This is a genomic window from Megasphaera hominis (assembly GCF_014269395.1).
Classification (GTDB): domain Bacteria; phylum Bacillota; class Negativicutes; order Veillonellales; family Megasphaeraceae; genus Megasphaera; species Megasphaera hominis.
In genome coordinates, this window is record NZ_JACOGK010000003.1 from 75,198 (window position 1) to 89,149 (window position 13,952).

The following is a 13,952-nucleotide window of genomic DNA, read 5'->3' on the forward strand; positions in this document are numbered from 1 at the left end:
CGTAGCTTGAAAGGAGACGATTGCTGTGACGTACGGGGCAGCACGAGAAGTATTGGCGCGTAACTACGCAGCCCGTATCATCGAAGGACGGCATTTGGTGCTGGATGGAGAACTCGAAGTGCGTGAAAGCGACGGGGCCTATACGTACATCCACTGTACGACCCTTGATGACAAGTTAACCTTCCGCGTGACCGATTTCAGCCTTCTCGATGCTATCGAAGAGCGGGATGTATCCCCTATCTTTGGCATTCCGCTGCCACCGTACCGCCTCCTTTTGGCAGATACACCGTGCCGTGAATATTATGAAGGCATCGAAGCTGCTGCGGCATCGGCATATTATCCGCTTTTTCAGCAGCTGCAACGCGGTCTGGAAGACAACCTGCGCGCAGACACGGAAATAGACGATGAGGAAACGCCAGATACGTGGGACCGGCCTGACATGATATGGGAAAAGCCGGACGAAGACTAGGCTTGGGACAAAGGGCAAAAAGGCGGTGTATCGTCTTGACAGATTGCCATTTATTGAGTATCATTTAACTACAAATGATATTTAATAATAAATATCATTTGTATAAAATATGTAAATGCAATGATCAAAATAATCTGTAAGGGAACGCTACAGAGAGGCCGGGCAATAGCTGAGAACCGGGCCAGACGGTGAAATTACAGAGTTGCCTTTGTGAGCAGATCAGGTGAAGCATGGAGTATCCTGGTCCGGAAGCAGCCGTTATCTGCGTCGAGATTATGGCCAGATGCCATAAAGCAGAGTGGAACCACGGGCCACCGTCTCTGTCTAGGGACGGCGGCTTTTTGTATTGAAATTTAGGAGGCCTATGATGAGAGAATTAAAAGTGTACAACACACTAACCCGTCGCAAAGAAACGTTTGTACCGGTTACACCGGGACAGGTAAAAATATATGTCTGCGGTATTACGCCGTACAACCATTCCCATATGGGGAATGCCCGTCCCTTCGTAACATGGGATGTCATTAAACGCTATTTGGAACACTTGGGCTATGAAGTCACACATATTCAGAACTTCACGGACGTAGACGACAAGATTATCAATGCCGCCAACGGAGAAGGTGTAACGTGGGATACGATCGCTAACCGGTATATTGCCTCGTATTTTGAAGTCATGGATGCCCTGCATGTACGCCGGGCCGATAAATACCCGCGCGTTTCCGAACACATGCCGGAAATTATCAATATGGTACAGAAATTGATCGATAAAGGCTATGCCTACGTCATCGATCACGATGTCTATTACCGTGTCGAACAGTTTAAGGACTACGGCGAATTGAGTGGCCGTTCTCTCGATGATATGATGGCCGGCGCCCGTATCGAAGTAGACGACAGAAAAGATAATCCCATGGACTTTGCCCTTTGGAAAGGGGCAAAGCCGGGCGAACCGTCGTGGGACAGCCCTTGGGGTCCCGGCCGGCCGGGCTGGCATATCGAATGCTCGACGATGAGCAATAAATACCTGGGCGATACCTTTGATTTCCATGGCGGCGGCAGCGATCTCATCTTCCCGCATCATGAAAATGAAATTGCCCAGTCCGAAGCGTACACAGGCAAGAAGCCCATGGTCAAATACTGGCTCCATAACGGCTTCATTACGATCAACTCGGAAAAGATGAGCAAGTCCTTGAACAACTTCTTCCTTGTCAAAGACGTATTGGCTCATTACAGCCCGGATGCGCTGCGCTACTTCCTTATCTCCAACCACTATCGCAGCCCCTTGGATTTCAGCGATGAACGGCTGGAAGAAATGACGCGCAGTCTGGAACGGCTGGGCACGTCCATTGACAACGTATTGGAACTCCTGGCGATGCCGGCCGGCGCTAAATCGGAAACGTCTGCCCAGCTCCTGAAGGATGCCCAGGCTGTAGAAGAAAACTTCGAAGAAGCCATGTGTGATGACTTCAATACGGCTCTGGCCAGCGCAGCTATGTTTGAACTGGCTAAGAAGGTCAATATTTATAAAGATGCCGTTCTCACTAAGAACGTGCCTGTCGATTCGGCTGTCATGTCGGAAGTCAAACGTATCTTCAAGACCATGACCGATATTTTGGGGATTCTCGAAGACCGTTGGACCGGCCGCAAGAATGAAACGAGCAATAAGGATTTCGATGATCTCATGAACGTCATCCTCGAAGTCCGTCAGGAATGCCGGGCCCAGAAGCAGTATGCCCTGGCCGATGCCATCCGTGATAAATTGGCGGCTCTTGGCATTACTGTAGAAGATTCGCCACAGGGAGCGCGTTGGAAAAAGTGAAATTTAAAGCATTGCAAGCCTTAAAAGCAAAAAGCTATGCTGCCTTTGCCAAGGGGGAACGCTTAGACGTTCCCCGCGTAGAGACAGCCCAGCTGGACCCTATTTCCCTGGCCTTTGTCGGCGATGCCTGGTATGCCCAGTATATGCGGCGCCAGCTCGTCGCACTGGGAATTCCGAACGTACAGGTAATGCATACGCTGGCGGCTGAATTTGTTTCAGCCCGTGTGCAGGCTGCTGTATACCGGCAGCTGAAAGACCAGCTCCATGAGCAGGAAGCCGCTGTCTGCCAGCGGGCACGCAACGCCTATTCGCAGACGCCAAAAAGCGCTTCTGTCGCCGAATATCATGACAGTACGGCACTGGAAGCCCTCGTAGGATACCTGGTCCTTTCAAAGCAGCAGGTACGGTTAGCTGAGATGATGGAACGAATCTGTCAGTATACGCGGGACTATTGCCGCGCAGCGCATGGCGCTAAGGAGTAACGATGAGTGAAGAAAGTATAATTATCGGCCGTAACAGCGTGTGGGAAGCCTTGCAGGCAGGCCGTTCTATTTCGAAAATTTACATTGCTGCCGGTAATACGGCAGCCCCCTTATTGCGGATTAAAGAATATGCCAGGGAACGGGATATTCTCGTAGAAACGGTGCCGTCCAAGGTGTTGCACCATCTCGTGCCGGATGGCCGCCACCAGGGTGTGGTTGCCTTTGGTGCAGCCGTTTCCTTTGCCGATCTGACGGAGGTCCTGGCTGGCGTTGCTGAAAAAGTGGAGGTACCGTTCCTGGTTCTCCTCGATGGCATTGAAGATGTTCATAACCTGGGTGCCATCATCCGAACTGCAGAATGTGCCGGCGCGCATGCTATTCTCGTGCCTAAACGGCGCAGTGCCCCATTGAATGAAACGGTCGGTAAAACCAGTGCCGGCGCCATCGAATACATGCCCATCGTGCCTATTGGCAACAGCGTGCAGCTGCTGAATCGCCTGAAAAAACGAGGCTTTTGGGTAATCGGTGCCGATATGGACGGAGAAACAGATTATTTCCACAGTTCGCTTACCGAACCGATTGTCCTGGTTATTGGCAGTGAAGGCAAGGGCATATCCCGCCTGGTAAAAGAAACGTGTGATGTACTGGTACAAATTCCTATGTTCGGTCACATCAATTCGCTGAATGCGTCTGTCGCGGCAGCCCTTTTGATGTACGAAGTGGTTCGCCAGCGTCAGGCGGTGACCAAAAAATGAAAGATTTACTCGTCGTCGATGGCTACAATATTATCTTTGCCTGGAAATCCTTGAAAAGCCTGGCTAACCAGTCGCTGGAACACGCCCGGGAACGGCTCATCGATATCCTGGCCAGCTACGGCAAAGCGAAGGGCTATGAGCTGATTCTGGTGTTTGATGCTATGTATACGGAAGAATCGGCTAAGAGCATGAATGTTGGCAAGGACTGTAAAATTATTTTTACGGATAAAGAAGAAACGGCTGACAGCCGCATAGAAAAACTCGTATATGAACATCGGCATGAACACCGCAGCATTTATGTGGCCACGTCTGATGGGTCTGAACAAAATCAGATTCTCGGTACCGGTGCCTACCGTATTCCTGCACGGGAATTGGCAGATGACGTAGAACGGGCACGGAAGGAATTGAAAAGCTATGAGCGGCAAAACGTGTTGAGTGAAACACACAGCCGCAATGAAGTAGTCAGTCACGTACAAAATGACGAGGTGCTGCAAAAGCTGGAAAAAATACGCAGATCAAAAAAATGATAGAGGAATGATGTCATGGCGTTGGAGGAACGTGCAACTAAACAGAATAAGGATCGCTTTTATGACCTGACAGATGAAGAAATCGTCAGCCTGGCCCAGACGGAGCACGATCAGGAAGCAACGGAATATATCGTGCAAAAGTACCGCAATTTCGTCAAGGCCAAGGCGCGTTCGTATTTTCTGATCGGGGCTGACAAAGAAGATATCATTCAGGAAGGTATGATTGGCCTTTATAAGGCGACGCGAGACTTCCGCAGTGATAAACAAACGTCCTTCCGGGCCTTTGCAGACCTGTGCATAACGCGGCAGATCATAACGGCCATCAAAACGGCTACACGGCAAAAGCATATTCCGCTCAATTCGTATGTGTCATTAAACAAGCCTATTTATGAGGACGAATCGGACCGGACACTGCAGGATATCGTTACAGGCGTTCAGGTGACAGACCCGGAGGAACTGATTATCAGCCGTGAAAACATGGCTGATATGGAACTGAAGATGAACAAAGTCCTCAGCAATCTGGAATGGCAGGTGTTGACGGCGTATTTAGAGGGCAAGTCTTATAATGAAATATCCCAGGAATTGCATCGCCATGTAAAATCCATCGATAATGCCCTGCAGCGCGTTAAGCGGAAACTGGGACAGTACTTGGAAATGCGGGATAAAGAAAATAATGGAACACAGCCTATTGATAGGAATGGAAAATAAGTGTACAATAGTAACGTTAAGTGTGCTGTGTAAGGAGGATTATTGTGATTACTACCGTATTAGAAGTTGTCGTAGTTATTTTATCACTGCTGATCATTGGCGTTGTAGTTGCGCAAAAGAGTAAAACTCAGGGTATGGGTGCCGGCTTTGGCGGCGGCGCAGAAGATTTATTTGGCAGCAGAGCCCGTGGTATGGATGCCCTGTTATCTAAATTAACGATTATCTTGTCCATTGCGTTTGCTATTTGTACGCTCATCTTAGGGCGGCTGATGAACACATATTAAGAAGAAGTAAGGGCCTGCGGCAAGTGCCGCAGGCTTTTTTTCACAGCACGGGTGTAACGGAAAACATAACAAAATGTAGAAAATGCAGGAGACAGTAATGGATAAACAGTTGACACATGATATAATAAATATATGCAGTGAAACCACAGAAGGCGCTACTGTGGAAGATTGCGCGGAACAATTAGAAATTAAAGGTGATAAGCTGGCGCTGCTGTTTACAGTTTTTGATGAACTGGTAAGGAGTGGGATTCTTATGAGAGTAGCTGGTGAACGATATTTGGCCGTTAAGCGGGATGCAGGAATTGCAGGTATTACAGGCATATATAAAGGATATACACCCAATTTTGGCTTTGTCCTGACGGACGATTTACAGGACGATGTATATATAGCCGAAGCCAATCGCCATACGGCCATGAATAATGATAAGGTAGAAGTGCGGCTCATTCAAAACAGCCGTGGTCATCGCCAGGAAGGGGAAATTATCCGTATCGTAGAACGGGCTAATACGGATATTGTCGGCACGTACGACCGGCAAAAGACCTGCGGTTTTGTTACGCCTGATGACGAACGGCTGCGGGAAGATATTTATGTGCCTCTCGACAAGACGAAGGATGCCCGCAGCAGTGCCCGCGTCCTCGTACACATTACCCGCTGGCCTGAAGCAGGCCGCAAGGCAGAAGGAGAGATCACAGAAATCTTAGGCTACGATGGCGATAAGGATTTGGATATTAAGGTGATCATGGCCCGTCACGGCCTGCCCTTTGCCTTCCCTGATGCAGTCCTGGAGGAAGCAAACCGTATTAATACACAGGTGACCGTAACGGAAGACCGTAAGGATTATCGCGACCGCAACCAGATTACGATTGACAGTGAAGATGCCAAGGATCTGGACGATGCCATTGATGTCGTCCGCCTGCCAAACGGTAATTTCCGCTTAGGCGTCTATATTGCCGATGTCAGCTGGTACGTCAAACCCAACTCGGCCATCGATCAGGAAGCCTATACCCGTGGTACGAGCGTCTACCTCGTCGACCGGGTCATTCCTATGCTGCCGACGGTTCTTTCTAACGGCATCTGCAGCCTCAATGCAGGTGAAGACCGGTACTCTATGACCTGTGTCATGGAAATCGACCATCAGGGCAAGGTCGTAAACTACGAGATTGCTCCGGCAGTGATCCGTGTCAAACGGCGCTGCAACTATCATGAAATCAAAAATGCCCTCTTAAACGGGATTATTCCCGATGACCTGCAGCCTTTTATGCCCATGCTGGAAGACCTGAAAGAGGTTACACAAATTCTGAAGAATATGCGCATGCGCCGCGGCGCGATCGACTTCGATTTCCCGGAATACAAAATTATCCTCGATCCGGAAGGAAAACCGCTGCGTTTAGAAAAACGGGACCGTTCCCTGGCGGAACAGATTGTCGAAGAAAGTATGCTCATTGCCAACGAAACAGTAGCCTGCTACTTGCGGGACAGCGAAAATCCGTCTGTGTACCGGATCCATGAAGTGCCTGATCCGGAACGGCTGGAAATGATGCGGACCGTCCTCTCGAGCTTTAACCTGCCCGTACCGAAGGACGACGAAGTCAAACCGGCCGATTTCCAGCGGCTCATTGAAAAATCGAAGGGCACAGAGGCCGAACTGATCGTTCAGACCATTGCTTTGCGGTCTATGCAGCAGGCGAAGTACTCCACTGTCAATGCCGGACACTTTGGCCTGGCGTCGGAATGCTATACCCATTTTACATCGCCTATCCGCCGCTATCCCGATCTCATGGTACACCGCCTGATCCGCCAGACCAAGCGGCGCGGCAAGCTGAAGGAACAGGAAGCAGAACAGTCGTTGGCATACCACACGCAGGCGTCTATACAGGCGAGCACGCGGGAACGTGTAGCCGTTGAAGCCGAACGGGAAACAGACGACCTGAAGAAAGCCGAATACATGGTGCCTTTCGTAGGCCAGCCCTTTGACGCCCACATTACGGGGATTACGTCTTTTGGCCTTTTCGTGGGCCTGGAAAATGGCATTGAAGGCCTGATCCACATTTCCCTCCTGACAGACGATACCTATGAATTTGATGAAAATACATATACTATGCGGGGACTCTTTGGCGGCCATGTATACCGCTTAGGCGATCCGCTGGAAGTAACGCTGGCCAATGTCAATTTGGAAAAGTGTGAAATTGACTTTGTACCGGGCCGCGTAGAATCTTTAGAAGATCTGCAAAAAATCCTGGCAGCTAGTGCCGAACGGCGGCACCATCGCAGCGGCAGCCGGGAACGGAAACAGCCGTCGTGGCAGGAAAGTAAAGATGCCAAGTACGGATCCGGGAAAAAGAAGAAAAAAGGCAAGAAAGATAAAAAAGAAAAAAAGACGAGCACTGCCAAGAAGAATGGCCATAAGGGAAAGAAAAAGTCCCACAAAGGCGGCCGGGCAGGCAAGAAGTAGGAGGAATAGAATTTGGCTAAACCAGAAGGCGGAGTGAAATATATTACGGATAACCGCAAGGCCCGCCATGATTACTTTATTCATGAAACATTTGAAGCCGGTATCGCCCTTACAGGGACAGAGGTCAAGTCCCTGCGTCAGGGAAAGGTCAACCTGAAGGACAGCTTTTGCCGTATTGAAAACGGTGAGCTCCTCCTCGTCGGTATGCATATCAGCCCGTATGAACAGGGGAATCGCTTTAACCACGATCCCTTGCGGACACGCAAGCTCCTCATGCATAAGTACGAAATACTGAAGCTTTTTGGAAAAATACGGGAAAAAGGATACACGTTAATTCCGCTTAACCTGTATTTCAAGAAAGGCCGCGTCAAGGTTACCGTAGCCCTGGCCAGCGGCAAGAAATTATATGACAAGCGCCAGGCCCTGGCAGAAAAGGAAGCCAAGCGCGATATAGAACGGCGTATGAAAGACCGCAGATAAGTAAAAACCTCCCGGATGGAGCCCGTCCGGGAGGTCTTTTCAAAGGGGGCGGTCATAGCCGAACGAACCGATCCATGCTATAATAAACGAATGTAGCTATCATTCACCGCAAGGAGGATCACTATGAAATGTCGCTATTGTGAAAATGAAGCGGTATACCCGGACGGCTTGTGCGAACGCTGCCACCGGGCCGAAGCAGAGGCCCGCGGCGCTACCGTCATGTCCGAAGAAGAACGGGATAATTTTAAAGGAAAAACCATCAACGAAGATGGTTCTACGTATAATACGAATGAAAGGGAAGACGAAACATCCCGCATCCATGTGTATGTATCGAATGGCATGCCTTTGCGCATTAAGCTGGCTATAGGCTTTATTGTCTTTTGCCTCTTAGCCATTGTCGTCAGTGCCCTGGGCTTTTTGATTCTGGCGCTGCCCTACCTCGTGGCAGCCGGCGTCGTGTACGTCGCCTATAGCGTCATCAAAGCCATCCTAAAGAGCCGCCATTAGGAGGAAAGAATGAAAGATAATGTAGTAATCATCGATGGCAGCAGCCTCTTGTACCGCGCCTTTTATGCTATGCCGCTTTTGACGGACAGCCAGGGCCGTTATACGAATGCCGTATATGGCTTCTTAAATATGCTGCTGAAGTTGTATGAACAATTAGATCCTGAATATATCGCCGTGGCCTTCGATAAGGATAAACATACCTTCCGGAACGACATGTATGCCGAATATAAGGCTACGCGTAAACCTGCACCGGATGAACTGCGGCCGCAGTTTGCCCTGATCAGGGAAACCTTACAATGTCTGGGCATCTGCGTTCTCGAGCTGGAAGGTTATGAAGGCGATGACATTATCGGTACGCTGGCGCGGGAACTGGAAAAGCAGAACCTTTCCATCGATATCGTAACCGGCGACCGCGATGCACTGCAGCTCGTCGATGACGACGTGACGGTGCACCTGACCAAAAAGGGGATTACCAACATGCTCGCCGTAACGCCGGACGTCATGCAGGCGGAGTACGGCTATACGCCGGCTCAGGTTATCGACATGAAGGCCCTCATGGGGGATACAGCTGACAATATTCCCGGTGTGCCCGGTGTCGGCGAAAAGACGGCACTGAAGCTCATTACGCAGTTCCAGTCTGTAGCCGGTGTGTATGAACACGTCGATGAAGTGAGCGGAAAGAAGCTGAAGGAAAAACTCGTTGACCATAAAGACGAAGCCTTTTTGTCAAAATCCCTGGCTACCATTCGCTGTGATGTACCCCTGACGTACAGCCTGTCTGAATTTGTCCCGCAGCCGCGGGAGGAAGACGTGGCGGAACTGTTCCACAGCCTGGGCTTTAAAAATCTGCTCGAACGCTTTGCTGCGTTGGGACAGTTTTCCCATATTGCCCGGCAGGCAGCGCCACAGGCCGAATTGGTATTCTTGGACCCGGCTGCCTGGCAGCCCGAACGCCTGGCTGGCCAGAGCGTGGCTGTGGCTATGGTATGTGACCCTGCCGTGCCGGTACCAGAACTGAAGCAGCTGGCCCTGGCCGTTCCTGACGGCGTCCTCCGTGTGCCGGAAGACCAGCTGACAGCGTATATGAAAGGACTTACGCAGTGCCGCCAGGTCATTACGGCAGATGGTAAGACCCTGCTGAAGGTCCTTTCTGCCTATGCGCCGCCGCAGCTGCCCTTAGAGGATACGACGCTGGCAGCCTACCTCCTGGACCCGACGCGGACCGCCTATGGCCTGACGTATTTGTCAGAAAAGTTTGCTGTACCCTTTACGGACAATCCGGACCAGCCGGCAGCTACGCGCCTGGCTCATGAAGCGGCGTTTCTTTCCGCCCTCTGGCCGCAGGCAGAAGCAGCTCTCAAGAAATTGGGCTTAGACTCTTTATACAAGACGATCGAAGTACCGCTCCTGCATACCCTGGCCGTCATGGAAATGAACGGTTTTACCATTGACCGGCAGAAGCTGGAAGACATGGAACAGGATCTTTCCCGTCAGGCCGACGTCTTGGAAGAAGCCATTTATGATGATGCCGGTGAAGTATTCAATGTCAATTCGACGAAACAGCTCGGCACGATTCTCTTCCAAAAACTGGGCCTGCCGGTTATCAAAAAGACGAAAACAGGATATTCGACCGACTCGGCTGTTCTCGATGAACTGGCAGACAAGCACCCGATCATTCCTAAGATACTGCAGTTCCGTGCTTTGAAAAAGCTGATTTCTACGTACCTGGAAGGTTTGGAACCTCTCATTTCTCCGGTAACAGGCCGTATTTATACGTCCTTTAACCAGATGGTGACGGCTACGGGCCGCCTCAGCAGCTCTGATCCGAATCTGCAGAATATTCCCATCCGTACAGAGCAGGGACGGAAAATACGCTCCCTCTTTGTGCCGGGCGAAGGCTATGATTACATCCTCTCCGGTGACTACTCCCAAATCGAACTGCGCCTGCTGGCACATTTATCCCAGGATCCGACCATGATCGATGGCTTTCAGAAGGGACAGGACATTCACCGCCGTACGGCGTCGGAAGTCTTTGGCATTCCCTTGGCGGAAGTTACGCCGGAACAGCGGTCTCACGCCAAGGCCGTCAATTTTGGCATCATTTACGGCATCAGTGATTTTGGGCTGGCCCGCAATATTTCCATTACGCGGCAGCAGGCCAAGGAATATATTGAATCGTACTTTGCCCGCTATAGCGCCGTTCACGGTTATATGGAGCAGCTCGTCGCGGAAGCCCGGGAAAGCGGTATGGCCCGGACTATGTTTGGCCGTATACGGGAGCTGCCGGAAATCAACAGTAAAAACTTTACACGCCGTTCCTTTGCTGAACGGACGGCTATGAATACGCCCATTCAGGGCAGTGCCGCCGATATTATCAAGCTGGCCATGAATGCCGTTCAAAGCGAACTGGAACAGCGGGGGCTCAAGAGCCGTCTGCTCGTACAGGTACACGATGAACTGGTACTGGAAGTGCCGGCAGCTGAACGGGAAGAAATTGAAGCGCTTCTGCGCGATAAGATGGAACATGTGGTTACCCTGTCAGTGCCGCTGACCGTAGATATCCATTACGGCACGAACTGGGAAGAAGCAAAATAGAAGTAGGAGGACGTATGCCTGAATTACCTGAAGTGGAAACAGTACGGCGCTATTTAGCGGCTTCTCTGCCAGGGAAGTCGATTACTGCTGTAGATGTGCAGCTGCCGCGGCTTATCCGCAACCGGACGGCAGAAGACTTCGCCGCCTCCTTACCGGGCTGTACCTTTACGGCTGTAGCGCGGCGCGGCAAATACTTAAGTCTCATGCTGAACAGCCCGTGGTGCCTGTTGGTACACCTGCGCATGACAGGCCGCCTGATCTATGAGAGCGACACGACGGCACCCCTGCCGCCATATACGCGCATCGTCTTTACGCTCAATGAAGGCCGTCTGGTCTATGGGGATGTGCGTACCTTTGGCTGCCTTTGGATCGTGCCGGCAGCCGGTCCGACCGGTATTTCAGGCTATGACTCCCTGGGCCCCGACGGCCTGAGCGAAGACTTTACGGCAGACTATTTGTGGCAACAGGTACATGGGTCGCGCCGCCTCATTAAAGCCCTGCTGCTCGACCAGACCTGTCTGGCCGGACTGGGCAACATTTACGCCGATGAAGCCTTGTTTCTGGCGGGTATCCGCCCATCCCGGCGTTGCAGCCGCGTGACCCGCAAGGAGAGCCAGCGCCTGTATGAAGCCATTCGCACGGTCCTTACAGAAGGACTGGAAAATGGCGGCACGACAGTTTTCAATTTTATTGACGGCAGCGGCAAAGAAGGAAAGAATCAAGAAAATTTGCGCGTCTATGGCCGGGAGGGACAGCCTTGCCCGGTCTGTGGCGCTACGATCGTATATAAAAAACAAGGCGGCAGGGGCACCCATTATTGCCCGGTTTGCCAAAAATAACTATCTGGGAGGCAGGACTATGCGTATAATCGGACTTACAGGCGGGATTGCAACGGGAAAAAGCACCGTTGTAAACATGCTGCGTGCCCGTGGTGCCTGGATTATTGACTGTGATATTCTGGCCCGGGAAGCCGTAGCTCCCGGCTCGTCATGTTTGGCAGACATTGCCCGTCATTTCGGTGAAAAGGCGTTGCTGCCAGATGGCACGATGGACCGGGCCTATATAGGCAGTATCGTTTTTGCAGATCCGGCACGCAAAAAAGAATTAGAAGGGATTATCTTTCCGCAGATTCATAAACTACTGTCTGAACGAATTGACCACTTTAGAAAAAAAGATGAAAATTGCCTGATTTTTCTTGACATGCCCCTCCTTTATGAGTTAAAATACACCTCGTACGTTGATGAAGTCTGGCTGGTGTATGTGGATCCGGCGGCACAGCTGAAACGGCTGATGGCACGGAATCAATATACTGAAAGCGAAGCATTGGCGCGCATTCATGCTCAACTTCCTATAGATGAAAAACGGTCATTGGCTCAGGTTGTCATCGACAATACCGGTTCTCTGGAAAGCACGGAAGAACAGGTAGATAAAGAATGGAATGAACTAAGAAACCGGGTTTGGTCTGAGGAGTAAGCTGTGAGACGGAGAAATAATACGAAGGTAAAAATTATTATAGCCCTGTGTCTGGCAAGCTTTTCAGCCATGTATTTTTACTCCTGGAAAGATGATGTAATGCGCAAGATTGTATATCCCTTGCAGTACGATTACATGGTACGGCAGTATGCCTATGAAGACCATGTGGATCCGGCTCTGGTGGCAGCGGTCATCCTTGTAGAAAGCAAATTCAATCAGTCTGCAGCGTCCCATCGCGGGGCCAGCGGCCTGATGCAGATTATGCCGGATACGGGGAAGTGGATTGCTGAAGAAATGGGCATCAAGAATTTTACGCCTGATCAGCTGAACGACGTGCAGACTAATATTCGGATGGGTACCTGGTATCTCGCCTATTTGCTAAAAGAGTATGACGGCAATACGGTTCTGGCCCTGGCAGCGTACAATGCAGGACGCGGTCATGTGGACGAATGGATGGAAAAGTATGGCTGGGATAAAAATTTTGAAAAAATTGAAGAAATACCCTTTACAGAGACCCGAGAATATGTTAAGATGGTTTTGTTGAAGCGAGAAAGATACAAAGCCCTGTATAACTTTTAGTTTCTTTTTTATGCGGTTGTGGCGGAATGGCAGACGCGCTGTCTTCAGGCGGCAGTGATCGTAGATCGTGTGGGTTCAACTCCCACCAACCGCACCAAGTTGTATTATGGATGATACATTGATTGAAACACTCAAACAATGGAATATCTCAATGAATCTCCCACCTCAGGTGGGAGATTTTAAGTTAGTGAAGGAATTTCGGCCTCTTTCAGATCAAGGTACCGATAGCGACTATCTTATCTTTACCTATGAGAATGAAGAAAACGGCTGGACCGTCAAGGCGACGCTCAATGCGGCGACAGAGGAATTCTTTATCCGTACGGATATTGGTATGCTGGAATTCGCCTTAGTGGAATTCATCACAGAAGATTTTGCCATCTTTCGCCGGAATGTTGAAAGCAGGCTGCCGGCGTTAATCCGCGATTATTATGTGGAACGGCAGAATAACTTCAGCGTGCTCCTCCTGAACAAGGGGATAACGACCGTAGCCTGGGATGATATCCTGCCGGAGCAGTACAAGGGGTTGCAGCGTACGGTCAGTCCGAACGATGCCGTCCGCATTATTAATGGTTCCTACATGATACTGGCCTATTATGACCGGCAGACGCGGAGCGGCTTGTCCTTGATGTATAATATTCTGCGCGATGATTTCTTTGCTGAACGACGCATTCATAATTTTCCTAACCTCGTACATGATTTCGACAGCAGCGATGTAAGAGTACTGCACGATTCGTTAAAAAAACGTCTCGTACCGGTCCTCAATGCGATTGTTGCCGACATGGCAGAGCCTGAGTAGCTTTTTTCGTTGTCAGCAGGCCCTGTTGGTGG

Annotated in this window: 15 protein-coding genes and 1 tRNA gene; all 16 read left to right on the forward strand. The window is 50.5% G+C overall.

Annotated features, from left to right (window positions below):
* Positions 1-25 precede the first annotated feature (25 nt).
* The 16 genes from H8J70_RS01695 (at position 26) to H8J70_RS01770 (ending at position 13,920) form a co-directional block, all read left to right on the forward strand.
* A complete protein-coding gene (locus H8J70_RS01695; RefSeq protein WP_186502030.1) occupies positions 26-469 on the forward strand; it encodes a hypothetical protein in 444 nt (147 codons plus the stop codon).
* A 367-nt stretch (positions 470-836) separates the two neighbouring features.
* The gene (gene cysS / locus H8J70_RS01700; protein ID WP_186502063.1) at positions 837-2,282 is read left to right on the forward strand and encodes a cysteine--tRNA ligase; all 1,446 of its coding nucleotides are present in this window, start codon (positions 837-839) and stop codon (positions 2,280-2,282) included.
* Complete coding sequence (locus H8J70_RS01705) at positions 2,279-2,764, forward strand: Mini-ribonuclease 3 (RefSeq protein WP_186502031.1); 486 nt, start codon at positions 2,279-2,281, stop codon at positions 2,762-2,764. The genes cysS and H8J70_RS01705 overlap by 4 nt, the downstream gene beginning before the upstream one ends.
* A 2-nt stretch (positions 2,765-2,766) precedes the next feature.
* Positions 2,767-3,519, forward strand: coding sequence for a 23S rRNA (guanosine(2251)-2'-O)-methyltransferase RlmB (gene rlmB / locus H8J70_RS01710; RefSeq protein ID WP_186502032.1), 753 nt, complete (start codon positions 2,767-2,769; stop codon positions 3,517-3,519).
* Complete coding sequence (locus H8J70_RS01715; RefSeq protein WP_186502033.1) at positions 3,516-4,046, forward strand: NYN domain-containing protein; 531 nt, start codon at positions 3,516-3,518, stop codon at positions 4,044-4,046. Before rlmB ends, H8J70_RS01715 begins: the two co-directional genes overlap by 4 nt.
* A gap of 15 nt (positions 4,047-4,061) precedes the next feature.
* Positions 4,062-4,754 (forward strand): RNA polymerase sporulation sigma factor SigH, encoded by a 693-nt coding sequence (sigH, locus tag H8J70_RS01720; RefSeq protein WP_186502034.1) that lies wholly within the window; start codon positions 4,062-4,064, stop codon positions 4,752-4,754.
* 47 nt (positions 4,755-4,801) lie between these two features.
* Positions 4,802-5,038: a preprotein translocase subunit SecG gene (gene secG, locus H8J70_RS01725; protein ID WP_186502064.1), complete on the forward strand. Its 237-nt coding sequence runs from the start codon at positions 4,802-4,804 to the stop codon at positions 5,036-5,038.
* Between the two features lie 97 nt (positions 5,039-5,135).
* Positions 5,136-7,490, forward strand: coding sequence for a ribonuclease R (gene rnr, locus H8J70_RS01730; RefSeq protein ID WP_186502035.1), 2,355 nt, complete (start codon positions 5,136-5,138; stop codon positions 7,488-7,490).
* A gap of 12 nt (positions 7,491-7,502) precedes the next feature.
* Entirely contained in the window at positions 7,503-7,970 is a 468-nt protein-coding gene (gene smpB, locus H8J70_RS01735; RefSeq protein ID WP_186502036.1) for an SsrA-binding protein SmpB, read from the forward strand.
* A gap of 123 nt (positions 7,971-8,093) precedes the next feature.
* A complete protein-coding gene (locus tag H8J70_RS01740; RefSeq protein WP_186502037.1) occupies positions 8,094-8,477 on the forward strand; it encodes a hypothetical protein in 384 nt (127 codons plus the stop codon).
* Between the two features lie 9 nt (positions 8,478-8,486).
* Entirely contained in the window at positions 8,487-11,072 is a 2,586-nt protein-coding gene (gene polA / locus H8J70_RS01745) for a DNA polymerase I (RefSeq protein ID WP_186502038.1), read from the forward strand.
* 14 nt (positions 11,073-11,086) lie between these two features.
* Positions 11,087-11,911, forward strand: a complete 825-nt coding sequence (gene mutM, locus H8J70_RS01750; protein WP_186502039.1) for a DNA-formamidopyrimidine glycosylase — start codon at positions 11,087-11,089, stop codon at positions 11,909-11,911.
* Positions 11,912-11,930: 19 nt separating this feature from the next.
* A complete protein-coding gene (gene coaE / locus H8J70_RS01755) occupies positions 11,931-12,545 on the forward strand; it encodes a dephospho-CoA kinase (RefSeq protein WP_186502040.1) in 615 nt (204 codons plus the stop codon).
* A 3-nt stretch (positions 12,546-12,548) separates the two neighbouring features.
* Positions 12,549-13,124 carry a lytic transglycosylase domain-containing protein gene (locus H8J70_RS01760; protein WP_288200909.1) on the forward strand — a complete coding sequence of 192 codons (576 nt, stop codon included), beginning with the start codon at positions 12,549-12,551 and terminating at the stop codon, positions 13,122-13,124.
* Between the two features lie 12 nt (positions 13,125-13,136).
* Positions 13,137-13,221: transfer RNA gene (locus tag H8J70_RS01765), tRNA-Leu, on the forward strand.
* 90 nt (positions 13,222-13,311) lie between these two features.
* A complete protein-coding gene (locus tag H8J70_RS01770) occupies positions 13,312-13,920 on the forward strand; it encodes a hypothetical protein (protein ID WP_186502041.1) in 609 nt (202 codons plus the stop codon).
* Positions 13,921-13,952 lie beyond the last annotated feature (32 nt).

Coding starts and splice junctions, on each gene's coding strand:
- cysS (WP_186502063.1), top strand. CDS start 837: ATGAGAGAATTAAAAGTGTACAACACACTAACCCGTCGCAAAGAAACG.
- rlmB (WP_186502032.1), top strand. CDS start 2,767: ATGAGTGAAGAAAGTATAATTATCGGCCGTAACAGCGTGTGGGAAGCC.
- H8J70_RS01715 (WP_186502033.1), top strand. CDS start 3,516: ATGAAAGATTTACTCGTCGTCGATGGCTACAATATTATCTTTGCCTGG.
- sigH (WP_186502034.1), top strand. CDS start 4,062: ATGGCGTTGGAGGAACGTGCAACTAAACAGAATAAGGATCGCTTTTAT.
- rnr (WP_186502035.1), top strand. CDS start 5,136: ATGGATAAACAGTTGACACATGATATAATAAATATATGCAGTGAAACC.
- H8J70_RS01740 (WP_186502037.1), top strand. CDS start 8,094: ATGAAATGTCGCTATTGTGAAAATGAAGCGGTATACCCGGACGGCTTG.
- polA (WP_186502038.1), top strand. CDS start 8,487: ATGAAAGATAATGTAGTAATCATCGATGGCAGCAGCCTCTTGTACCGC.
- mutM (WP_186502039.1), top strand. CDS start 11,087: ATGCCTGAATTACCTGAAGTGGAAACAGTACGGCGCTATTTAGCGGCT.
- coaE (WP_186502040.1), top strand. CDS start 11,931: ATGCGTATAATCGGACTTACAGGCGGGATTGCAACGGGAAAAAGCACC.